Below are 22353 nucleotides of genomic sequence, written 5' to 3'. Positions count from 1 at the left end.
TTACCCTGCATACATGTGAGCCCCGTCCATAACGGTTATGGACGGGGCTCACGTGTATGCCGGTACTATACGCGGCGGCGAATTACTCCAACAAGCAGTCCACCCAAGACCAGCAGCAGTAGGCCAACGCCTAAGAGTTTCTGGCCACTAAATCCTGTCTCGGGGAGCTCACCTGAGGTTTTGTTTCCTCCTGCTTCAGCGTTTTCTCCAGCAACTCCAGAGTCATATGACGCTGGCTGTTTATGGACTCCCGCGTCCCACGAAGAATCGACTCCTTGTGTAGCTACGAAAGGTTGGGCCGTGTAATCGGTGCTCACTGCATTGTTTGGCAAAACCAACTCAGCGGTTTCAGCGATACCAGCATTTTTCGTTGCATACGCGTCGGAATCTTCATGCTTCGCTTTGCCTTGGTTAGGCTGAGTGAAAACGTATTTTTCGCTCTGCTTACCTGTCAACGAGAACCGAACTTTATATCTGCCTTCAGTGAGGTCGTCAAACAGGTAGAGCCCTCCCTCAGACGTCTTGACGGGCTGAACAAACTCCCCAAAAACGTTTTTGACGGGCTTACCCGCGGCATTCAACAGTTCAACCGTGACACCAGCAAGTGGCTTTTCGTCAGGGTCTTGGATTCCATCCTTGTTTGAGTCAACCCACACATAGTCACCTAACGCGTAGGACGGAGTGACGAAACCAAAGTCGAGCGTCAGGTTTTCTTGTCCGTCTTTGCGCAAAGTGTCACTTGTGGCGTGTGCTCTGTGCGTTGAAGAATCTTTACCCTCGTCCTTGCCTCGCTCAGGCACGGTAGGCACAAGTCCTTTCAGCGCAGCTTGATCTGGAGCGATCTCAACAATGTATTGCTGGCCGTCAAACAATGTCGGCAGATCAGAGAAAAGATACTTACCGTCGGTGTCTGTTGTCGTCGGTGCTACAACCTTGCCGTATACGTCTTTCAGAGGGTTTCCCTTGTGGTCTGTCAGCACCACGGACACACCAGGAAGCGGCGGTTCAGTGTCGTCCTGTTTTCCGTCACGGTTAACGTCCAACCACACGTAGTCACCAAAAGATACACGTGACCGCACTACTCCTGCATCCCACGTTGGATCAATGCCTTCACTTGCCTGCACGGTTTTACGTGCAGTTAAGTTTTTATTGGTGGCATCAAGCATGAACACTTCCGTTGCTGCGGTAACGATTCCAGCAGTGACAACACCATCTGAGTCGCTGCCCTCTACAGCATCTGCACTGTTTGCTTGAGTGAACAGATAGTGCGGGGTGAGCGAGCCTGTGAGAGTGAACTGTATCGAGTATTCGCCCTGCGGCAGGTCATCAAACTGGTAGTACCCGCTGCTATCTGTGCGCACGGTCCCAAACGCATTACCGAGGATGTCTTGAGTTACTTGATCGCCGTTGTCGTCGAACAATTCAACGAGCACGCCTTCAAGTGGTTCCTCTGTGCTGTCTTGAATACCGTCACGGTTGGTATCTACCCACACGTAATCTCCAACCGCATATGAAGGAACAACAAACCCAAAATCGAGGGTTAAGTCGTGATCTTCATGCGAGTTGAGATTTGACCGTGAATTCGCTGTCCACAATAACGAATCCTTCGACACGTCGCTGCCTTGCCCAGCACGGGTAGGAACAAGCCCATCCAATGCTTGAAGGGTGTCTGCTGATTCTTGATCAATTGACACAACGTACGAGCTTTCATTGTGCAGGGCAGGCAGGTTTTCGAACACGTACTTGCCCTGCGCATCCGTTTTTACTGCAGCAACAGGTTGCCCATCAACGTCTGTAACAGGTTTCCCTTGCGAATCCGTGAGCGTCAGAACAACTCCGGGAATACCGGTTTCGTCGTTGTCTTGGAGGCCGTTGCGGTTCTCGTCGAGCCACACATAGTTCCCCACGGCAACGTTCTTACGAACAACACCAACGTCCCACGTCGGATCAACGCCCTGTGTTGCTTGGAATGTTTGGCCCGCATAATCAGGGTCAAGGTTGGCGCTGTCACGGTGAACCGAAATTGTTGCTGTCACTGCTTGCGAAGGCTCATCCGACTGCACCACACCGTCAGAGTTTCCTGTAATCGGAGTCTCTTCATTGATAGTGAACGCGTAGGTACGTTGTTGTTCTGCCGTCAGTTCAAACGTCACCTTGTACGTGCCTTCAACAAGGTTGTCAAAGAGGTAACGACCAGACGCGTCAGTCACCGTTGGTGCTATGGGTGCGCCAAACACGTTACGGACACTTTGCCCCTGATCGTTTGTCAGTTTCACGACGACATCCGACAGCGGGCCTTCACCTGCGTCTTGCAACCCGTCACGATTTGCGTCAATCCATGCAAGGTCACCAATAGCGTACGTTGGCGTCACAAAACCGAAATCTAGCGTTCGGTCTTCTTGGTTAGCGAGGGTGAGGCCAGTTGTTTCAGCCTTCCACGTTGAGGAATCAACAGCCGTGTCAGTTCCTTGATGTTCAGGGGCAGGAACATACGGCTTTAACGCAGTTTTCGTTCCTTCGTCTGCGCGATCAACAGAAACCGTGTATGACTCGCCGGTACGAAGCACCGGTAAGTCAGTAAAGCTGTAGGCGCCAGACGAGTTTGTGACAACAGGTTGCACTGGGTTACCAAAAACATCTGTCACAGGTTGTCCGTAATGATCTGTCAGCACGAGTTTGACATTCGCGATGCCTGCTTCACCTGCGTCTTGCAGCCCATTACGGTTTGCATCCCACCACACGTAATTTCCAACTGAAACACGAGACAACGCAACGCCTGCATCCCATGTCGGATCTATACCTTCAGTAGCTTCAGGATTATGTGTCGGGTCATCAGTGGTGATGTGTACGTTGTCGTCTGTCAGCACTATCTCTTGTGTGAAAACCTGATCTGGATTTCCTGGCACAACAACGCCGTTTGAGTCCGCTAGTGCGTCGCCTCCTTGCAGCGGTGTCACAAACTCGTACTTGTGAGCGTTTTCGCCTTCGAGCGTGAAACGCACCGTATACGTTCCCGTAGGCAAATTGTCGAACATGTACAGGCCGTCTTCATCACTGGTTACTGATGAAACTGTTTTTCCGTACACGTCTTGTGCTGGTGTGGTTGTGTCGTCTAAGAACAAGTCAACTTTCACCGCTGATAACGGTTGTTCGCCGTCATCTTGGATTCCGTTTCTGTTCGTGTCCACCCATATGTAGTCACCTAACGCATACGATTTTGCAACAAAACCAAAGTCGAGAGTTACGTTTTTGTTTTTGTGTGCGGTGAGCCCAGCGCCGTCAGCAGCAGCCTCCCACAGGGACGAGTCAGTCTTACCTGAACCGCCACCTGTGCCTTCTTTCGTGGGCTGATACGGTTCCAAAACGGCGCGAGTAGCGTCATCTTGGCGTGCAATATGCACAACATATTGTTGGCCTGCGCTAAGCGTTGGCAGCTGATCAAACAGGTAAGCCCCGTCTGCGTCAGTAACTACCGGCTGTGCTTCTTGACCAAAAATGTCTTGAACAGGGTTTCCGTCTTTGTCTTTTAAGACGAGTTGAACGCCTTCTAGCCCTGGCTCACCATCGTCTTGTTGACCGTCGCGGTTAGCATCCACCCATACGAAGTCACCAACTGATACGCGTGGAATCGGGTCGTTAAAGAACGCTACACGCGGTGATGTTCCGTCTGCACCTACAGTAATCGGGTATGTCACGTCGGATGACACATAGCCTTTAGGCGCGGTAACTTCAACGGCCTTGTAGGTTCCTTGCTCGTCTACAAGTAATGGTGCAATGTTTCCTTCATGCACAAAAACAAGCGATTTTTGATGCACTGCAATAACTGTGCCAGCAGGTTGGGTATCAAGAATTGATGTCCCGTTTGGCCCTGTCACATCAAAACGTGCATCTAGGTCTGTGATCGTTTCTGAACCATCGTATGAATCAGTTTTAGCTATCGCTAACGGGTACTTATTCGAAAAAGTGATGGTGCTTGTTGACCGCGATTTTTCCAAAATGTTTGATAAGGCAAGGTTTTCTACGCCAGCTGGGTCTTTCAATTTCACCAGCATGTACAGCGTAATCGTGCTCCCCGAAAACGGTTTATTACCGTCGTTCGCTATAGAAACCGTGTGTTCGGCTTCGTCGTAAGAAGCCCGAACCGTTCCATACACTTTTTCGTTGTTGCTGCCGGGAGCCGCTGTCCATGCTGACTCTTGTGTGTATGTTGATTGCTCTGCAAGGCCAATAAATGCGAGTTCTGGCGGTAACAAGTCTTGTTCGCCGAGGATCGCTACGCCGGAGTATCCCTTGTGTGGAATGAGGTCAATCTTGTATACGAATTGGTCGGTTGCAGGCGCTCCATTTCCTAAGACTGGAACACGCAAGTTTTGTGTGAACTGGGTTGAGCCCTTCACTGCTGCCGATTTTTTGTATTCCAGTACGGCGCTCCACGTGTCAGCGGTTGCTGATTGGATTGAATAATATTTTTCTTTCAACCCATCACTTTCAACCCATGCAGTGTTGTCTATGGAGATGGTTTGGGAGCGCGGAAATTTAACGGTCGTCAGCGGGAAAGTAATGTTGAGGTCACTTGTTTTGTTCGCTTCCGAAACCGCAAGTGGTGTAAGCCCAATTGTGAGGCGTCCATCGTTTGTTAGTGCAACATCCACGTGGTCTAGAGAAACCGGTGCCCCACCAGCTGTCGCGTCTAATGCGAACACTTCGTTAGAGATTTCCTGTTGGATGCGTGGAATATCGAAGATCAGCGGGTCAAGCTGATCGATGAAGGTCAGTTCTCGAACGTCAATGTCTGCTGGGTTCCAGTCTTGCGGAGCCCACGTGAAGGAGTATTCCAGTTTTTTTGTGCCGTCAGCGTCAGGAACGATGACGTCGCCTGAACCCTGTAACGATTTTTTGAAGACACCATCATCTTGGATGTCTCCTTCAGTGACTTTTCGGATGTTGTCAGTGACCGTAGCTGTTGGAGAGTAAGCCCGATCAGTCGTGTATTCGAAACGTGCCGTGTTGCGGACACGGTATTGGTGTTGGTTGGAGTTTGGCACTGAAACCTCTGTGAGGCTTGCAAGATCAGTGATGGTTGCTGTGAACTTCAGCGAGGATTCGTCCAGTGTCAGGCCTGCTGGAATAGTGTCCTTGACGATGAGGTCCGAATTGAGCACCCAAAATTTGTTTTGACCGTCGAACGCGGAGAGTTTCGCGTTGAGGGTGTACGCGATTGCTTGTGCACTTGTGTACGTTGCGGGTCAATAATCTTTGGGGCTTGTGCGGAACTCTTTGTAAAAATTGTTCCGGTGTTTGGTTTGGGCAGCCCATTCACCCATACGTTTCCGCCGACTGTACGACTATATTCTGTGGGTGTGCCGCCTGTAAGTGCGTCGCTCCACGTTGCGGTGTTGTTCATGGCTGGAATGACGAGGTTGAAACCGTTATCGACTTTGTCGTCGTCGGTTAGTGCTTCGTCATATTGGCGTTGCAGTTCTGCTTCTACGAGGGCAGCTTGCTCGGCACGCAGACTTGCTGTGTACGTGATGGTCGTTTGAGAACGTGCAGGCAGCGTTAAGTCTGCTGTGAAGCTGTCTTTTTCTGCGTTGAGTGTGACTGGCAGCGCTTGTTGCGGTCCAACGGTCTTGTTATATCCGTTGGCGTCCCACGTGGTTGTGGTGATGGTGAAGTCTTCGTTGTATCGCAGCGCTGCGTCTAGTGTGTCGGTAACCGTGCTTGTGCGTTCTTCGAGCGCGGTTGTATCGAGTGTGTACCGAATTTTTTCGTCGCTAATCGCAGGGTTTACGGTCACTTTCCCTGTTGTGCCGTCAACGCTTACGTGTTGCGTAAGGTTTGTGTTGGCGGTTTTGGTTTGCGTATTTTGTGTTGCGGTAAATGGTTCGTCTGACTGTTCCTGGACGAAGAAGTCAAAGGTTTGTGGGGTGCCGTCACCTATGCGAATATCAACGGATTCGAACCCTGAGGTTTCAGTTGATGTGTTGCGTATGGCGACTTTGATAACCCCTTCAGTGAAACTGTCGATAGCAGAATCGTTGATGTCGCCGCGGAAAGTGATCGTGATAGTTCCGGCGCCGCGATCTGTAACAATCGAGGCGATGAGATCAGGGAAATCATTGGGCACTGTTTCGGGAAGCACTACTTCCGGCCCGAACGTGATTGTTTGTGTCGCGTTATTGCTGATCGCTTCTTTGTAAAACTGCAAAGCGAATTCAATGTTTGTGCCTTCTACAAAGACAGGCTTTCCGTCAACTGTGGTTTCTGACTGAGGGAAGGTCAGTTTCCAGCCGGTGCCTTCAGCTGAGGTAGCTGTATACATGACGTTTTGCGGGATGGTTGTCGCTGTCGCAGCTGGGACAAAGCCTACGGCTACGAGAAGTGTTACGAGTACGATCCCTAGTTTTCGATAAAGTGTGGTCGCGTGGGGGTGCAACGTTATGGCCTTAAGTTTCGTTTTGACTATTGATGGGTACTTATATCCATCTAGACGTTAGCCCAGTTCAGAGGCCTAACCGCCTCCACATACGAAACTTTTCAGACAAAAGGTATTGAAAATAAGGGTTCATGTGGCGCTTTTCACCCAACCGGTAAGTTTTTGTCCATCTAGCAGACACATTCAGGCAACTTAAACTTAAAACTTACTGAACCGAAAAACGCCACAACCCGACTAAAAACAGCGAAAAAGCAGTGAGCCCTACTGCTTCACACCAAAGTTCGGATTCACTCCCGCGCTTTGAGCAGCACGTTTATTTCTGCGCATCGTGAAAAACACAATGACCGCAAGTACAACGATTGCCCCAATAATGAAGAACAAGTCGTTCACCTGAGATCCAGCCTGAAGCGCACCAGTTTCCAATTTTGCTTGCGTGCGTACGTCAACAAGCCCACCAAGATTCGCTGTGCCATTCGTTGCCATAAGCAAGAAACCAATACCAATCTGCAAAAGACCAGCAACGATCATGACCCACGAGTTACGCCACTTACCAATCACAAGTTCTTTTGGCGCAATAGCTTTACGACCACGCGCCCCAAGTCTCGGCCACAGCAGCGCAAGAATGAACAGCGGAACGACCATACCGAGCGCATAAATCGCGAGAATAAACGCGCCATACATTGGCCCGCCACCAAGCAGAGAAATCGCGAAAACGGCACCCAACACTGGGCCAGCACACACACCTGCAACGGCATACACCGTGCCAAGCAAGAACACCGACACAGCCGAAGTCGCCCCGCCTGAGCCCGTGTTTTTCCTAGCCAAACCAGGAATTGGAATACCAGAAAGCAACACAAGACCAGCGGCAATAACAACCCACGCCACCACTGCAATCAGCGTTTCACGGTGCACCGTAACAAGTGATCCCAAAGCACCCGAGAAAACTCCCAACGGAACAAGAGTTGTAATCAAGCCAAGGTAAAAGACTCCCGTTCGTGCAAGGAGTTTGCCAGGTGAATTAAACGCATACGAAAAAAACGCGGGCAACAACATGACCGAGCAGGGGCTCAGCAACGTCAAAATGCCGCCAAGAAAGGCACCTGCATAACCGATTTCCATAGGTATTCCCCCCTATTTTTCGGCTTTAGCTAGGGCTTCGTCGATGACTTGTTCAAAAACTTCAAAAGGTTGCGCACCTGGAACGGCCATTCCATCAATAACAAAAGTTGGAGTGGAAGTCAGTCCAGCAGAAATACCCTCTTGCAGATCCTTCATAACAAGGTCTTTCAGCTCTGCATTGTCGAGGTCTGCAGCGAACTTATCGAGATCAGGAACACCAACACGCTTAGCAGTATCAGTTAAAGACTCGCGCGTGTACTCAGCATGACCGTTGTCTGGAGCGCTGCTAAACAACGATTCGTTAAATTCCCAAAACAGTCCCTGCTCCGCTGCCGCACGTGCAGCAACAGCTGCCTCAACCGACTGATCTCCTAGGACCGGAAAATCACGCCACTCAAACCGTACAAGCCCCGTATCAATGTACTTGGACTTCAATAATGGCATTGTGTCGTTACTAAACAGCGCGCAGTAAGGGCACTTGTAATCGGAGTATTCAATAACAACGACGGGGGCGTTCACATCGCCAAGACCTGCAGGATCTGATTCATCTCGACGTTCTAACGGATGCCCTGCCGGGCGGCCTTCATCGTCGTTCATCTCTGCTTCTTCAGCAGTTGAAGGATCAGCTGATTCAGGTGATTGTGTTGTTGTTGAAGTTGCAGAGGACGGCGCTGCACTGTCAGTTTTACTGTTTTGGCTAAGCGCAGCAGCAACTGCAGCAATCGCGATAAGTGCAGCGATTAAAGCCACCCATATCCATGGCCGACGACCAGATGCGTTCGGTGTTGAACTACCCGGCTCTGATGGCTGCGGCATTACTGGATCGGTCACCTTTATCACTCCCTCTATCGCTTACAACATACTTTTAATTGAAATTTTCAACAGCTAAAAATAAAAACCGGGATACCGGTTTCACTGATCTAACGTTATAGATCGAAAAAGTATTCCCACTACCAGCAGGTTTTGTTAAAACTCTTGGTACACGGTGGGGTCTTGCCCCTTCATCCGCCCATTATTGTGCGCTAGCGTGGCGATGGCGTTCATGTCGTCTTCAGACAACAGGACGTCGAAAACATCAAGGTTTTCTTGCTGACGCTGCAAGCTCGTCGCCTTAGGAATGGGCATCACTCCACGTTGCACATGCCAGCGCAACACAACCTGTGCAGGAGTTATACCCCATGTGCGCGCCACCCTGTGGATAACCTCCGACCCCAAAAGCTCACCGGCTCGCACTAGTGGACTCCACGCTTGAGTAATGATTCCTCGGCTGGTGTTGTATTCAAGCAGATCAGATTGAGGAAAATATGGGTGCATCTCAACCTGATTGATCACGGGCACAACGCTTGTTTCGCGCTCCAACCGGTCAATATGTTGCGGCTCAAAATTCGACACCCCAATATGGCGGACATAGCCACGTTTTTGAGCCTCAATAAGGGCAGCCCACGCCTCAACATACTTATCGACGATCGGGTTCGGCCAGTGAATCAGATACACATCTAAGTATTCCAATCCACTCCGATACAGCGATTCCTCGATGGAATGTAACGCTGACTCATATTCATGATCGCGTCCAGGTAGTTTCGAGGCAACAATTAGTTCTTCACGCGGCGCTATACCGCGCTCGACCATCTGTTGAACGGCTAAACCCACAGCGTCTTCGTTGCCGTAGTTCACTGCCGAATCAAAATATCGATATCCGACTTCAGCGGCTTGAAGGATCGCAGCCGTACCGAAAGAACCATTCAGCTTGTATGTGCCCAACCCGATGGACGGCACCGAAAAACCAGTATGTGCTGTTAAGAAACGCTGTGCAGAAGAACTCGTCATTGCACCTCCACCGTGTGTTTTTGAGAACGGATAAGTAACGCTGCAAGTAACGGGAACAACAAAACCGTTACTGCCCCTGCTGTGACAAGCACGGACGCAGTCGTATCCTCAATGATTCCTGATGACTGAGCAATTTGAGTGACCGCAACAATAATGGGCAGCCCCGTCGCTGCATATAAACCTAAAGCCATACGTTCACGATCATGGGTGAGCCCCGAATGCGTTGCAGCGAATTTCTCCCGCACAAACACAACGACTCCGCGCACCACCGCAATCATGACGACGAAACCGAGAAGCGTCGGCCATTCCCGGATCACAGCCATGACATCAATGTTCATGCCACTCGTTACAAAGAACACCGGAATCAAAAAGCTAAACCCAACAATCTCAACTTTGTGTGCAACTTCAACACCCAGTTCAGGAGCAACAGCCTTATACAAGCTGTTGAGCAACAACCCAGCCGAGAACGCACCTAACGCAACATCAAGTTCAAGTACAGCAGTCAGCAGCATCAACGAGATGAGTGCCAGAACTGCAAAACGCAGCGTTGTTTGCATGGTCGTATTTGCGGCGCCCACCAGTGCCCGACCCAGCATTGGGATTCGTCGGAAAACCCGTACCGGCACGAGCACAATCAACACGGCCAGAACCGCAAACAACACAAGAATCAGTGCTGACACTCCCGTACCGTGCGCAGACAGCAGCAACGACATAGCAATAATTGGCAAGAGTTCACCGTACGCACCATGGATCATGGCCGCTTTACCCAGCGGGGAGCCTTTAACCCCAGAATCTTTCAAAATGGGCAACAACGTACCAAGCGCGGTTGACGTTGAAGCAATACCTAACACAATCGCCGTTTTGAGTTCGCCACTGCTGAGCAGAAGCCCCGCGCCAACACCTAAAGCAGCACATATCAGCCATGTAACAGCAGCCTGTTTACCTTGCCGGGCACGCAAATCTGACGTGTTGAGTTCAAACCCTGCAAGCAGGAACAAAAATCCCATACCCAGTTCGCGCAAAAACTCGATGGCTTCCGTGTGATGGGCGACATCGTAGCCGTGCGGACCAATAACCACACCTAATGCAAGCAGCCACACGACATCTGGGACGTGGCGACGAGTCACTAACGCGAGGATGGGCGCGACTGCGGCAACCGCAACAACCCACCATGCGGACTGAAGGTTAGTGACGAGCAGGTCCTGAAGTTCCATGCGCACATCATATGTTCTGTCGTTATCTCCCACCCGCTATAACGCACACATTCGGTTTAGTCTTCGCCTGCCACATACTGTTCGTTGAGGCGACGATCGTGTGCGTTACGTTCCGCGAGCGCAACAATCCTGTTTTGCATTCCAGAGAATACGAATCCGTGGAAGGGGTAGACGGCCCACCAGTAGAGCCGTCCGCTTAGTCCGCGGGGGAAGTAGATTGCGCGTTGCCGGTAGATGCTGCCGTCGTTTGTGGGCGCGCACATGAGTTCTAGCCATGCTTTGCCGGGCACTTTCATTTCGGCTCGTAAGCGCAGGAGGTGTTGTTCTTGGATGACTTCGACGCGCCAAAAGTCGACGGCGTCTCCGGGGCGAAGGGTGGTGGTGTTTCGTCGTCCTCGGCGCAGGCCTACGCCTCCTGCGATTTTGTCTATCCAGCCGCGGATCGCCCACAGGCCGGGGGTTGAATACCAGCCGTTTGTGCCGCCTATTGCTGTGATGACTGTCCAGAGGTCTTCAACTGTGGCGTCACATTTTTTGCTGCGGGTGTCTGTGTATACGGTTGTGCCCGCCCAGTTGGGGTCGCTGGGCAGCGGATCGGATGGTGCGGTTGCGACGCGTGCGTCTTGCCAGCTTGTTTCTACTTGGTTGATGCCGAGTCGTTTGATGGCAAGGCGTACGGACTGCGTGTAGTCGAGGAGTCCGCCCGGTGGCGGGCTAATGATGTCGTCGATGTTGTGATTGCGCATGACGCAGTCGTGTTGGAGCGATTCGACGAGGGGCCGGGCGATGCTGCGCGGTATTGGGGTGACGAGGTTGACCCACAGGGACGCGAGTTTAGGTGTGAGGACGGGCAACGCCATGATGGTGCGTTTGGGTAGGCCTGCTTCTTTAGCGTACCCATTCATCATGTTGGCGTAACTGAGAATGTCGGGGCCGCCTATGTCGTATGTTCCGTGCACGTGTTCGGGTAGGCGTGCTGCCGCTAGTAGGTAGTACAGGATGTCTCTGATCGCGATGGGTTGTATAAGGTTGTTCACCCATTTTGGGGCGGGCATCACGGGGAGCACTTCGGTGAGGTGGCGGACCATTTCGAAGGATGCAGAACCTGAACCGATTACCACCCCGGCTTGGAAGATGAGGGCGGGCGGGCCGTGTTGGGTGAGGATGTCGCCGACTTCTCTGCGTGACTCTAGGTGTTGTGAGAGCGGGCCGGTAGCGGGATGTAATCCGCTTAAGTAGATGACACGTGCAGTGCCGGCACCGTTTCCGGCGGTTGCTACGTTGTGTGCGATTCGACGATCACGGGCGGCAAAATCTGCACCTCCTGTCATGGAGTGCACAAGATGGTAGATAACGGTGGTGTCGCGGGCGGCATCTTTAACGTCGTTGAGTGCTTCCGCGTCGCCTTCTATCACGTCAAGCGCTGGATGATTACCCCACGTGAATGCTTTAATGCGGGACGCGTTTCGGACAAGTACGCGCACTGTGTAGCCGGCGTTGAGTAGGCGCGGGACGAGACGGCCGCCAATAAAACCTGTAGACCCGAGCACAAGCACCGTCGGAGTGCTGCCGTCCTCTTGCACGAGCGCGCACAGTTGCGGTTCAGCCCCGGTGGGTTCTGTCATGTTTTCCACGTGCATCCCCTCGTGTATTCCTCATAGCGGTAGTTACCACGCTAACGAGAGCAGCAGGGTCTATGCCACCGGAAACCACCGTCGCCTTCACACCATCCGACTCACCAGAAAAGCAGTCAAGGTTTGCAAAGGGCGCCGCCTATAAGCGCTGCTGCTGGAAAGCTTGTGACATTAAAATAATTCTTATGAAAAAAGATTTTCAAGCAATCGTTTTCATGACCTCATTTTCAATATTTTTGGCTGGATGCTCATCATCTTCGCAGCCTGTTGAAAGCCTCATCCTAGACGCAGCAGCAAAGAACTCATCTGCCTTTGTCCTCCCTCAAGAGTTATCACCCAGTGGTGTATGGCAAGAGCTCATAATTGTGTGTCCGTACGGCGATGCGCCTGCACAAGCAAAAGAAGTTTTCCACGATGCGGTAAAAAGCATCGATACGACAGACACCGATACGTCGCAATGGCTACTCATGAAAGATGCTGAAACAGTTACAACAGTCACGATCAGCAGAAACAGCCTCGACTTTTGCGCGCACTCTGATGCACTCAACAAAACATTTCTACCGAATGACCTGTGGGCTTCCAAGAGCACTGACGAAATAACGATACTTACGCCTGCGCCAACAACAAAAACCTAAACTCTACTTCACGACAAAACGCGCACAGTTACATCCCGGTGTGTTCTGTCAGGGTTTCCCTGTGCAGCACGCATATACGCGGACCATGATGGACGAGAGCCGTTTTGGGTGTCTGAAGTTTTATGGGCCCTCGTGCAAAAGTTCCTCTTCAGTTTTTGTAATTTTCGGGAAGTCGGTGGTTGCACTATCGATTGTGTTTGGCAGGTCTTCAGAAAGCGGATCGACTTTAAAGAAAGTGGTTCGCGCATTTGTGCCTTCAACAAACATTCCCGCGGGGCCACCCACAACAACGTAGCCACCGATTGGTTCGTTAGCGGCATACATTGCCGGAGCAAGAAACAAAATATATGACCTTGGAGAGGTTAAGGCCGGTCGCGCTGTCTCGTCCTCAACGCCTGGGCTTACCACCCAAATCGCCTCGCCTTCAACAGCACCATCGATGATGTTCGCAACGGCCAGTTCAATATATTCAATTGGTGCAGAACCGTCCGCGCCATCTATTGCTGATAAAGGAACGCTTTTTGTGTTCCCTGTTGGTTCCACGTGAACGATCGCACTGGATTTCTGCGCCAGCTGATCAAGAGAGACAAAATTCTCCGCGCGTTCTCCCTCAACCCTGACGGTCACCGGCGAAGTTTCAGGTTTTACAGTTTTCGCTGCCACCTCCGAATCAGGCGACGCAGAACATCCAGCTATCACACCCGACACGCAAAACATCAACGCAGTCGTCAGTGCAAGAATTTTTCTAGAACGCATCTACGCCAGCCTTATCAGTTTTTGCCTGTTTAGCACCTAATCCGTCTCTTAATAAGATACATAATGATTTCTTATATGCAGCACAGTTGGCCAGTGCGCGTTTCAGTTCCACACACGTTGGAGTACATGTTGGAGTTCCTCTGGAGTGCTGGACTCTGGACGCGCCAACTCTAAAGCATCCACCGCAGCAATAACAGCCCCCGTCACCGCCCGAATAAGCGGCATATTCGTGGCGGCGACAAGACCCAACCGGACAGCGTCCGCAAAGAACCCGTCAATCCACGAATCGAGGCTGCTACTGTCCGCAGCTTCAAGAATTATCCGCAGCTCGGGTTGCGCGTGGAGTAGCGCTCGTAGGCGTTGGAATGAGGCAAAAAAGGTTGCCCAAAATTCGGGTTCGCTGGGTTGTGGCTGCCACGGTTCGAGGGCTTGGGTGACGGCTGTTAATGCGGATTGTGTGACTACATCAATGAGGTCTTGGCGTCCGTCAAAGTAGTTGTAGAGCGCGGATCGTGAGATTCCGGCTTCGTCTGCGAGGTCGTTTAATGCGATGTTACTGATTCCTCGTTCGGCGATGTGGCGGGTTGCAACGTCGACGATGCGTGTTTGTTCTGTTGCAGCGAGTCGAGTGAATCTAGGTAACGGCATGAAACTTAGCCTACATTCATTGGCTGGTTGGCAAGTTTGCGGTGGATAAGGGCGGTGTATATCCAGTGCCATGCCCAGATGATGAGTGCCAGTGTTCCTGTGGTGACGCCTATGGTTCCGGGTAGTAGCGATCCGATTTGCAGGATGCACCAGGCCATTCCGAGAAGGTGCCATAACCGCAAGGCTGGCTGGGCTGTGCGTCCGTCGTTGCGCATGCTTGAGTGGATGTCCGCGACGATGAAGAAGTCTTCAACAAAGTTGAAGGGGATGGCGAACATGAGCCAGATGGATCGTGGGGTGCGGCTGCGGGCCTCTGGGCGGGTTGCTTCTAGTAGGCGTTTGAGGCTTTGGCAGTAGAGCGCGACGAGTCCAAAAAATATGGTCATTGCGATTACTGAGCCGACTGGCCCGAAGGCTGCGATTTCTCCGAGGATTCCGGCACCCCATTGCGGGGCCCATAAAGGTTGGGTGAGGAGGGCTGTTACGGGGATTGTTAGCAGGATTGTCGTCTTGTTCATACGTTGAGTGTACACACGGTGTACACAGAGTGTCCACGGTGATTTTTTGCGCACACCAACACCAAAAACACAGCCCGTCGTGCGTGCGTTTTTGCAAAGCCTCAAAGCGTGCGATGATACGTGTGAAAGCGCGCACTTGGACGCTCGATCACCACCCTTCTGGCATCTCATGACATAGAAAGACGTCACCATGAGCCACTCAGCTTCAAGCGCACAGACACCAAAAGCTGTCCCCTCACACGGACCGCGAGACTCATTCGCGCAACTTGGCGCGTTCCTCCTCGATGCCGGTTACGCAGTCACCGACGTCCACTTTTGGCTCACAAAAGTCGCAGAAAAAACCGGCCACGGCAACATGTCCATCGCCGTACTACCAGCAACAGTTTTAGTGTCAGAACAACCCGGAAGCGCAGCAACAGTTGTCAACGCCACCGGCGTTGAACTGCCCTTTTCCATCAGCGCACGCGCCAACGGACTCGTACGCGAACTCGCCACAGGCAAAGTTCCAGTCAGCTTGTTCCCCACCCGCATCCAAGCGATACGTGACGCCTCCACACCAACGACAACCACCGAAATGCTGTTCGGTTCTGCGTTCTTGTCCGCAGGACTCGCCATGCTTTTCCGCGTCCCTTGGTGGGCGATAGTCGCCGCACTCTTCCTCGGTGCACTTATCGGTATCTTCATTCACGCAGCCTCACGCATTCGTGGTGCAGGAACAATCATCACGTTCATCATTGCTTTCTGCTCAACGCTTTTTGTTGGGCTCCTAGCCTCAGCACTTGATCTCAGCCCCATCCCACTTTTTGCAGTATGTGCGCCACTTGCAGTACTAGTTCCAGGTGCAACCATCACAAATGCGCTCCTTGAATTAAGCGCCACCGACATGGTCACCGGATCGTCGCGACTCATGTACGGGCTACTCATCCTCGGGTTCATGTCCACCGGAATCGGCGCGGCTGCAATGATCACCGGATTACGTATTGATAGTTCTGCCGCAAACCTCCTCGGAGAAATCAACGCCGTATCCACCGACCTTGGTGGCTGGGAATCAGTGCCACCACTATGGGTTTCGTGGATTGGTGTCGTCTTCATGGCTGCCGGCATTGGACTTGCCTTCAAAGCTGGACGTCTGCTCACGCTGCTGTCCATCCCCGCAATGGTGATCACCTACGCAGGCATCACACTGCTTGGTCCATTAGTCGGCGGAGTAGGAGCAACCGGAATTATCGGTGCCGTAGCGTTCTTCCTTGCCCGCACACTCGAACGGTACGTGCCGCGCGCGCCAGCAATCGCGACCTTCCGGCCTGCATTCCTGCTCCTCGTACCGGGAACCGTCGGGCTTATTGCGCTCACCACGCTCGACGACAACGCACTCATTACCGCGCTGGGCACATTCTTGAGTTTGTCGATCGGAACAAAAACCGGTGCTGTTGTCGCTGACCTCGTCTTTCGTCATGAAGCTAACCCTGACGAGCCTCTCAACGAGCTACCCGTTTAACCAGAACAACTCTTTTCTTGGCCGTACTTCTATGGTTTACGCAAAGAATAACCCTGACGAAAATGCGTTTCCGCTAGTGGACAACACAATTGCGCCCTACTCTAAAAACATAGATAACCCGCTAGAAGGGAAAACGCATTATGTCATTTTGGGAAACAATGTGGCTGATCCTCTCCATGTACCTATTCATCGGGTACTTGGTTGCTTTGTTCTTCATCATCACGGACCTGTTCCGCGATAAAGAACTCAGCGGCTGGTGGAAGGCTCTCTGGTTTGCCCTATTACTTTTCGTTCCGCTCCTCACAGCCATCATCTACCTTGTTTCGCGTGGACGAGGCATGGCAGAACGCACAGCATCAGCCCGTGCCGAGGTAAAGCGCGAAAGCGACGAATACATTCGTTCCGTTGCGCAAGTCAGCCCAGCTGAAGAAATCGCTAAGGCACAAAGCCTGCTGGAAGCCGGACACATTTCACAGCAAGAATACGACATCTTGAAAGCTAAAGCTCTCGGCTAATTCAAGACATAAAAATGGTGGGAAGAACAGGCTTTGTTCTTCCCACCATTTTTTATGGATCAGTGCGCAACGTACTTCACTGGTTCAGGCAGTCCGCGCTCGGTGCGGACTCGTCGAGAAATGTTTTCAATGACAAGCAGCGCATCGTAAACAAGATCTGCTGTTACCGGGAATGGCATGTTGTGGATGGTTTCACCTTCCACAGTTGCAGCTTCTGCAACAGCTTTCAGTTCCGTCGTGTCATCTACGCTCAACCCGATTTCGGTAAGAGTGTTAGGCAAACCGACCCGAGTCGTGAACTCAATGAAATCTTCGATTTCGTCGGTAGGAGCACCCTCAAGCACAAGCTGAGTTAACGACCCAATGTTTACTTTCTGTCCGTGCGTGAGCCCGTGAGTTTGTGGTGCCGCAGTTAACCCATTGTGGATGGCGTGCGCGGCGGCAAGCCCACCAGACTCGAAGCCGAGACCCGAAAGGAGCGTGTTTGCTTCAGTGACTGCTTCCAAAGCGGGAGTCACAGTGTTTGCGGCAACCGCATCCAACGCAGGTAGCGCGTATTCCCACAAGAGTTCCCACGACAGTTCTGCCAGCGCATATGCGGAACGTGTTGGTCGCCCGCCAGCCATTGTGGTTCCTTGACCATGCCACGTTGCACGAGCCTCCAAATATGTTGCTAAAGCGTCACCGATTCCCGCAACCAGGAACTTCACTGGGGCGTTAGCAACAAGCTGCGTGTCAATGAGTACGAGGTCTGGGTTGTGTGGGAAGAACCGGTACTCAATGAACTCGCCTTCGTCCGTGTAAATCACGGACAACGCTGAGGTTGGTGCGTCCGACGATGCAGCAGTTGGAACAGAAGCCCACCGCACTCCGGCAAGGTGTCCGGCTGCTTTTGCTGCGTCGATGACTGAACCGCCACCCACACCGACGATAACGTCGTGGTTGCCTTGCTTAATGGAATCGACGAGGCTGTTAACAACTTCTGGCGTGGCGAAAGTACCGAACCCGACGCGTACGAGTTCTAGGTTTTCTGCAGTGAACCCTTGAGTGATGGTGTCACTGACGATTCCCCAGACAACATCGTCAGCAACGAGGAGTGGGTTGCCACCCAGTCCTTTAAGGTATTTACCGAGGTCAGCGAGCGCGTTCTTGCCTTGGACGTAGCGGGCGGGGCTTGAGAGGATTGATATAGCCATGTTCGTCTCCTTGTCTCGTGTGTACGGGCGGTGCGGCCCGTTTAGGTCGTCGGCGCGTGTTCTTTTCACACGTCACTGTGCGTTTACGGGGTTTGGGTGAGCCCGTCGACCTGTCTTCCAACCTATCAACCTGATTACTTCACTCATTGGACTAAAGGCTTAATTGTCGGTGAAGACCTGCTAAATGAAACGATTTATCACCCGACCCACCGGTTCGTAGTAGGGTAGACGGTGCGCTTTGGTGCCCATCAGGTTGCACACTGCGCTACTTAGACCCCCATTTTTTGGAGCTTTTCCATGTCCACCCATGCGTTAGATCAGTTTTCGCCTGCGCAAAGACGGTCTGTAAAGACTGTTTTGCGAACCCCTGTCCTGCTGAAAACTGAAGTTCTCGGTGGTCTGGTTGTTGCACTCGCCCTCATCCCTGAGGCTATTGCGTTCTCCATCATTGCGGGCGTAGATCCACGTCTTGGCTTGTTCGCTTCTTTTACGATGGCTGTGTCTATCGCGTTCCTTGGTGGCCGTCCCGCCATGATTTCGGCGGCGACTGGAGCGGTGGCGCTCGTAATTGCCCCCGTTGTTAAAGATCATGGCGTTGACTATCTCATCGCGACAGTCATCCTTGCGGGACTCATTCAGGTGTCCCTAGGGCTGCTCGGCATAGCGAAACTGATGCGTTTCATTCCGCGACAGGTGATGGTTGGGTTCGTTAACGCTCTCGCTATTTTGATTTTCATGTCTCAAATCCCCGAACTTGTTGGGGTTCCATGGGCTGTTTATCCACTCGCGGCGCTCGGATTGCTGATTATTTTTGGTCTGCCCCGGATCACAAATGCCGTGCCTGCGCCTTTGGTTGCGATTGTTGTTCTTACTCTCATCACCGTGTTTGCAAAAATTACTGTGCCAACGGTGGCCGACAAGGGCGAATTGCCGCAGTCGCTGCCACAGTTTGGAATACCTGATGTTCCATTCACTATGGAGACCCTCAGCATCATCTTCCCGTACGCATTAGGTATGGCTTTCGTCGGGTTGTTGGAGTCGCTGATGACAGCGAAACTCGTCGACGACATCACTGACACGCACTCGAATAAGACTCGTGAGTCGCTCGGTCAGGGTGCAGCGAACTTCATTACTGGTTTGTTCGGTGGCATGGGTGGTTGCGCAATGATCGGCCAAACCACCATTAACGTAAAGGCCGCCCAAGCACGTTCACGGGTGTCAACATTCCTTGCTGGTGTGTTCCTGCTCGTACTGGTTGTAGCCCTCGGTGATGTTGTTGGGCTTATCCCGATGGCAGTTCTTGTTGCCGTAATGATTTTCGTTTCTGTTGCCACATTTGATTGGCACAGCATTGCCCCTGCAACGTTGAAGGCTATGCCGAAAAGCGAAACCACAGTCATGCTTGTCACTGTTGTTTTCACTGTGGTGACGCACAACCTCGCCATTGGTGTGGGTGCTGGTGTGCTCACTGCGACTGTTCTGTTTGCTAACCGGGTGGCTCACCTTGTCAATGTTCACCGTGTTGTTTCTGGTGACGGCGACGAACAAAAAGCCGTATACACCGTGGACGGGGAACTCTTCTTCGCTTCATCAAATGACTTGTATGCGCAGTTCAACTATGTGGAAGACCCTGACCGCGTGACGATCGACATGGAACGCTCACACATTTGGGACGCCTCTTCCATTGCCGCGTTGGACGCTATCACCGACAAGTATGCGCGCTATGGAAAAACCGTTGAAGTGATCGGCTTGAATGCAGCGAGCCAACGCATGCAGGAGCGCCTCGGCGGGAAGCTTTTCGTCGTAAAGCCTCATTGCAGCTGGTTTATTGCACGTATTCCAAAACGTACTGCCAGTAATCGTCGGACGGGTCAAACATGAGCCTAAGCGTCTCGCCGTCGATTATGACGCTCGCTTCGTTACCGTTAACTGTTGCGCGTGGGTACTGCTCAACGAATTGAGCGAACACTTCGTCTTTGGTGAGCGGCGTGTGAACCACAAAGCTGCTGCCCTGGTACAAGCCTCTGCCTGTAGAGACCTCAAAAACTGAAATGTCGTTCCCTTCGTTGGGATGCGCTATCCACGCTTCAACTGGGCGTGTTTTCTGGTAGTAAATTACTCCAACCACAATAAGCGCAACCACGACGAGAGAAATCGCTAAAGCCTTCATCGACATTTTTGTGACGATCGCAAAAACAACGATTCCAGCAAAAATTAAAGCGATTCCTAGCACAATGAAGGTAATAAAATTCATGGTTGCCTAACGCCACATTAGCTTGCATCTACGGTCAAAGTATTACATGGGATATATGCCGTTAATGTTGCGTTGCAAAACATGTGGATACACGTGTGGGTTGGGAGCCCCCACGGCTCCCAACCCACACTGTGGCGTTATCAGATGGCGCAACCTGATCACGCTGGAGAGGCAAAGCGAAAATTATGCTTGAAGTTGTGCAATAACTTTCACTTGAGTTTCCTTGTTGTCCACAAGGAACTGGTAGCCGTCTTGTGCAATGTTTTCTGCGTTAATGCGTGCAGTAATGAACGGTTTAAGGTTTACTTTTCCGCTGTGCACAAGATCGATTGCCGCTTGGTGGTCACCTGCATATCCAAGGGATGCGCTAACGCGCAGCTCTTTGAAGATCATGGCAGGGAAATCAATGACAGGGTTGTTGGTGTAAATAGCAACGATCTGTAGGTGCCCGCGGGCCTTCAAGCTCTTCAACAGGGAGTCGAAAACAGGTTGTACGCCTGCGCAGTCAAACGCTGCGGCTGCGCCAGCGCCACCGGTGTGCGCTTTAACGAACTCTGCAAGGTCCTGCTGCATTGGGTCGACAACATAGTCAGCGACCTTAAACTCAAGGGCCATTTCTCGTCGGGCGGTCGATACTTCAGACACGATTGTTGTCACGCCGTGCGCTTTAAGAACTGCTGCGGTGAGCAAGCCGATTGGTCCAGCGCCGCCCACAACTGCAACGTCGCCTTCGTTGAGGTCGACCATGCGTACTGCGTGGAGCGAAACGGCAAGTGGTTCGATGAGTGCTGCTTCGTCGAGTGGCATGTTGCCGACGGAGTGCACCCAGCGCTCTTCGGCTACAACGTATTCGCTTAGGCCACCGCCTCGTCCGGAGATGCCGACGAAGCCGAACTTTTCGCACACGTTGTATGCGCCGTCGCGGCAGGCAACGCATTCGTTACAGACGACTGATGGTTCAACAACGACGTGTTCGCCGAGGTTGAAGCCGGTAACGCCTTCACCGATTTCTTCTACGATTCCTGAGAATTCGTGGCCGAAAACGACGGGGAGTTTTTCTCCGGTTACCGGGTGTGCGTTGTCGTGTGATGGAGCTGGTGGCATCACACCGTGGAAGTAAAGATGCAGGTCAGAACCGCAAAGCCCAGTCCATGCTGGTTTAATTTTGACGGTTCCTGGGCGAACTTGCGGTTCGTCGATTTCGTCTAGTCGTACGTCTTCTTTGCCGTAGTACCGGATTGCCTTCATTGGTATTTCCTTCTTGCCGACTGCGGGTGTCAGCGTGTGCGGGGGTGGTGAGTCGTGCGGGTTGGCTCTCCACAGTGGAAATACTTTCTCAGTAAAATATCTATTTACCTAACCTTGACTGGGTTCACTCACCAAGCGAGACTGAACGTCTCACCTTCCAAAAAACGCGTGCTTCTCAGCGACCCACAGCATGCCAGATTCGGCTTATTTTTGCCCCTCTTCGACAAGGGAGCGCAGCAATGGAACAACCTCTGCATCAATCTCGTCAGGCTTAGCACCAACCAACGCGTGCAAGTACAGTCCGTCTCCCACAAGCTGGATCAAACGAGACAAAACAGGGTCTTTCACATCTATGTCAAGCGCGTCACGCCACGTCTCCAACGTGCGACGAAGCCCCTCGTCAACAGCGTCATTACCGGAACCTGCCAACTTAATAACAGCCATAAAAGTTTCGCTGTAGTCATCGCTAGCAGACATAGACGCAGCAATAAACGCTTCAATGCCGTTGACGCCATTGCCCATCGTCGCGGCAATATCTTCAGCATTCTGCTCTTCTAATCGAGCAATAAGACCTTCGGTGAGCGCCTCTTTCGAACCAAAGTGATGCAGCAATCCACCTTTGGAAATGTCTGCTCGACGAGCAACCTCATCTAACGTTGCCGCACCCGCGCCTTCTTCGCGCAGGATATGCGTGTACGCATCTAAAACGCGCTCTCGCCCGCTACCGCGCTTGTAGTCTCGCCGTGCCTTGCCCGTTGCCGAGACAGACGTATCGCTAGTGCCGTTCCCCACTTTTGCTGAATTTGGCATGCACACAGCCTACCATCCTGTGATACCGTCTGGACGGTACAGTAA

The 22353-nt window shown here is 52.1% G+C and carries 18 protein-coding genes; 4 read left to right on the top strand and 14 right to left on the bottom strand.

Annotated elements, in window-relative coordinates; all coding sequences use genetic code 11:
* Positions 1-65: 65 nt before the first annotated feature.
* From ACR9EC_RS09590 to ACR9EC_RS09560, 7 genes are all read right to left on the bottom strand, one after another.
* Positions 66-5162: an SdrD B-like domain-containing protein gene (locus ACR9EC_RS09590; protein WP_435299010.1), complete on the bottom strand. Its 5097-nt coding sequence runs from the start codon at positions 5160-5162 to the stop codon at positions 66-68.
* Positions 5114-6322 carry a hypothetical protein gene (locus ACR9EC_RS09585; protein WP_435299009.1) on the bottom strand — a complete coding sequence of 403 codons (1209 nt, stop codon included), beginning with the start codon at positions 6320-6322 and terminating at the stop codon, positions 5114-5116. The genes ACR9EC_RS09590 and ACR9EC_RS09585 overlap by 49 nt, the downstream gene beginning before the upstream one ends.
* Before the next feature lie 375 nt (positions 6323-6697).
* On the bottom strand, positions 6698-7555 hold the full coding sequence (locus ACR9EC_RS09580) for a cytochrome c biogenesis CcdA family protein (protein ID WP_435299008.1): 858 nt from the start codon (positions 7553-7555) through the stop codon (positions 6698-6700).
* 12 nt (positions 7556-7567) lie between these two features.
* Positions 7568-8386, bottom strand: a complete 819-nt coding sequence (locus tag ACR9EC_RS09575) for a DsbA family protein (protein ID WP_435299007.1) — start codon at positions 8384-8386, stop codon at positions 7568-7570.
* Between the two features lie 135 nt (positions 8387-8521).
* On the bottom strand, positions 8522-9382 hold the full coding sequence (locus tag ACR9EC_RS09570) for an aldo/keto reductase (RefSeq protein WP_435299006.1): 861 nt from the start codon (positions 9380-9382) through the stop codon (positions 8522-8524).
* Positions 9379-10596, bottom strand: a complete 1218-nt coding sequence (locus ACR9EC_RS09565; protein ID WP_435299005.1) for a cation:proton antiporter — start codon at positions 10594-10596, stop codon at positions 9379-9381. Before ACR9EC_RS09565 ends, ACR9EC_RS09570 begins: the two co-directional genes overlap by 4 nt.
* Before the next feature lie 56 nt (positions 10597-10652).
* On the bottom strand, positions 10653-12221 hold the full coding sequence (locus ACR9EC_RS09560) for an SDR family oxidoreductase (protein ID WP_435299004.1): 1569 nt from the start codon (positions 12219-12221) through the stop codon (positions 10653-10655).
* A gap of 194 nt (positions 12222-12415) precedes the next feature.
* On the opposite strand from ACR9EC_RS09560, the gene ACR9EC_RS09555 reads away from it, so the two are divergent.
* Positions 12416-12865, top strand: coding sequence for a hypothetical protein (locus tag ACR9EC_RS09555; protein WP_435299003.1), 450 nt, complete (start codon positions 12416-12418; stop codon positions 12863-12865).
* A gap of 120 nt (positions 12866-12985) precedes the next feature.
* On the opposite strand, the gene ACR9EC_RS09550 is transcribed toward ACR9EC_RS09555, so the two are convergent.
* From ACR9EC_RS09550 to ACR9EC_RS09540, 3 genes are all read right to left on the bottom strand, one after another.
* Complete coding sequence (locus ACR9EC_RS09550) at positions 12986-13621, bottom strand: hypothetical protein (RefSeq protein ID WP_435299002.1); 636 nt, start codon at positions 13619-13621, stop codon at positions 12986-12988.
* A gap of 102 nt (positions 13622-13723) precedes the next feature.
* Positions 13724-14269 carry a TetR/AcrR family transcriptional regulator gene (locus ACR9EC_RS09545; protein WP_435299001.1) on the bottom strand — a complete coding sequence of 182 codons (546 nt, stop codon included), beginning with the start codon at positions 14267-14269 and terminating at the stop codon, positions 13724-13726.
* A gap of 5 nt (positions 14270-14274) precedes the next feature.
* Positions 14275-14787 carry a hypothetical protein gene (locus ACR9EC_RS09540; protein WP_435299000.1) on the bottom strand — a complete coding sequence of 171 codons (513 nt, stop codon included), beginning with the start codon at positions 14785-14787 and terminating at the stop codon, positions 14275-14277.
* Between the two features lie 190 nt (positions 14788-14977).
* On the opposite strand from ACR9EC_RS09540, the gene ACR9EC_RS09535 reads away from it, so the two are divergent.
* Both ACR9EC_RS09535 and ACR9EC_RS09530 read left to right on the top strand, forming a co-directional pair.
* Complete coding sequence (locus ACR9EC_RS09535) at positions 14978-16285, top strand: threonine/serine exporter family protein (protein ID WP_435298999.1); 1308 nt, start codon at positions 14978-14980, stop codon at positions 16283-16285.
* 140 nt (positions 16286-16425) lie between these two features.
* The gene (locus tag ACR9EC_RS09530) at positions 16426-16800 is read left to right on the top strand and encodes a hypothetical protein (protein WP_435298998.1); all 375 of its coding nucleotides are present in this window, start codon (positions 16426-16428) and stop codon (positions 16798-16800) included.
* A 59-nt stretch (positions 16801-16859) separates the two neighbouring features.
* Here the strand turns inward: ACR9EC_RS09530 and ACR9EC_RS09525 are convergent, their stop codons facing one another.
* Positions 16860-17996, bottom strand: coding sequence for a glycerol dehydrogenase (locus ACR9EC_RS09525; protein ID WP_435298997.1), 1137 nt, complete (start codon positions 17994-17996; stop codon positions 16860-16862).
* 297 nt (positions 17997-18293) lie between these two features.
* Between ACR9EC_RS09525 and ACR9EC_RS09520 the strand changes: the two genes are divergently transcribed.
* Complete coding sequence (locus ACR9EC_RS09520) at positions 18294-19877, top strand: SulP family inorganic anion transporter (RefSeq protein ID WP_435298996.1); 1584 nt, start codon at positions 18294-18296, stop codon at positions 19875-19877.
* Here ACR9EC_RS09520 and ACR9EC_RS09515 read toward each other — a convergent pair.
* The 3 genes from ACR9EC_RS09515 to ACR9EC_RS09505 form a co-directional block, all read right to left on the bottom strand.
* A complete protein-coding gene (locus tag ACR9EC_RS09515) occupies positions 19822-20250 on the bottom strand; it encodes a hypothetical protein (RefSeq protein ID WP_435298995.1) in 429 nt (142 codons plus the stop codon). The genes ACR9EC_RS09520 and ACR9EC_RS09515 overlap by 56 nt on opposite strands.
* A 183-nt stretch (positions 20251-20433) precedes the next feature.
* Positions 20434-21498 (bottom strand): 2,3-butanediol dehydrogenase, encoded by a 1065-nt coding sequence (locus ACR9EC_RS09510; RefSeq protein ID WP_435298994.1) that lies wholly within the window; start codon positions 21496-21498, stop codon positions 20434-20436.
* Between the two features lie 204 nt (positions 21499-21702).
* Positions 21703-22308 (bottom strand): TetR/AcrR family transcriptional regulator, encoded by a 606-nt coding sequence (locus ACR9EC_RS09505; RefSeq protein ID WP_435298993.1) that lies wholly within the window; start codon positions 22306-22308, stop codon positions 21703-21705.
* Between the last annotated feature and the right edge of the window lie 45 nt (positions 22309-22353).

The organism is Timonella sp. A28 (assembly GCF_051200815.1).
GTDB lineage: Bacteria > Actinomycetota > Actinomycetes > Actinomycetales > Cellulomonadaceae > Timonella.
Note: the sequence above shows the minus strand (reverse complement) of the source record. Positions and strands in the feature narration are given on the sequence as shown.

What these genes read in the sequence shown, in the direction of transcription:
- ACR9EC_RS09505 (WP_435298993.1), bottom strand. Translation starts at nt 22,308, where the DNA reads ATGCCAAATTCAGCAAAAGTGGGGAACGGCACTAGCGATACGTCTGTC.
- ACR9EC_RS09540 (WP_435299000.1), bottom strand. Translation starts at nt 14,787, where the DNA reads ATGAACAAGACGACAATCCTGCTAACAATCCCCGTAACAGCCCTCCTC.
- ACR9EC_RS09565 (WP_435299005.1), bottom strand. Translation starts at nt 10,596, where the DNA reads ATGGAACTTCAGGACCTGCTCGTCACTAACCTTCAGTCCGCATGGTGG.
- ACR9EC_RS09555 (WP_435299003.1), top strand. Translation starts at nt 12,416, where the DNA reads ATGAAAAAAGATTTTCAAGCAATCGTTTTCATGACCTCATTTTCAATA.
- ACR9EC_RS09515 (WP_435298995.1), bottom strand. Translation starts at nt 20,250, where the DNA reads ATGAATTTTATTACCTTCATTGTGCTAGGAATCGCTTTAATTTTTGCT.
- ACR9EC_RS09570 (WP_435299006.1), bottom strand. Translation starts at nt 9,382, where the DNA reads ATGACGAGTTCTTCTGCACAGCGTTTCTTAACAGCACATACTGGTTTT.
- ACR9EC_RS09510 (WP_435298994.1), bottom strand. Translation starts at nt 21,498, where the DNA reads ATGAAGGCAATCCGGTACTACGGCAAAGAAGACGTACGACTAGACGAA.
- ACR9EC_RS09525 (WP_435298997.1), bottom strand. Translation starts at nt 17,996, where the DNA reads ATGGCTATATCAATCCTCTCAAGCCCCGCCCGCTACGTCCAAGGCAAG.
- ACR9EC_RS09550 (WP_435299002.1), bottom strand. Translation starts at nt 13,621, where the DNA reads ATGCGTTCTAGAAAAATTCTTGCACTGACGACTGCGTTGATGTTTTGC.
- ACR9EC_RS09520 (WP_435298996.1), top strand. Translation starts at nt 18,294, where the DNA reads ATGTCCACCCATGCGTTAGATCAGTTTTCGCCTGCGCAAAGACGGTCT.
- ACR9EC_RS09560 (WP_435299004.1), bottom strand. Translation starts at nt 12,221, where the DNA reads ATGACAGAACCCACCGGGGCTGAACCGCAACTGTGCGCGCTCGTGCAA.
- ACR9EC_RS09530 (WP_435298998.1), top strand. Translation starts at nt 16,426, where the DNA reads ATGTCATTTTGGGAAACAATGTGGCTGATCCTCTCCATGTACCTATTC.
- ACR9EC_RS09545 (WP_435299001.1), bottom strand. Translation starts at nt 14,269, where the DNA reads ATGCCGTTACCTAGATTCACTCGACTCGCTGCAACAGAACAAACACGC.
- ACR9EC_RS09585 (WP_435299009.1), bottom strand. Translation starts at nt 6,322, where the DNA reads ATGTATACAGCTACCTCAGCTGAAGGCACCGGCTGGAAACTGACCTTC.
- ACR9EC_RS09535 (WP_435298999.1), top strand. Translation starts at nt 14,978, where the DNA reads ATGAGCCACTCAGCTTCAAGCGCACAGACACCAAAAGCTGTCCCCTCA.
- ACR9EC_RS09580 (WP_435299008.1), bottom strand. Translation starts at nt 7,555, where the DNA reads ATGGAAATCGGTTATGCAGGTGCCTTTCTTGGCGGCATTTTGACGTTG.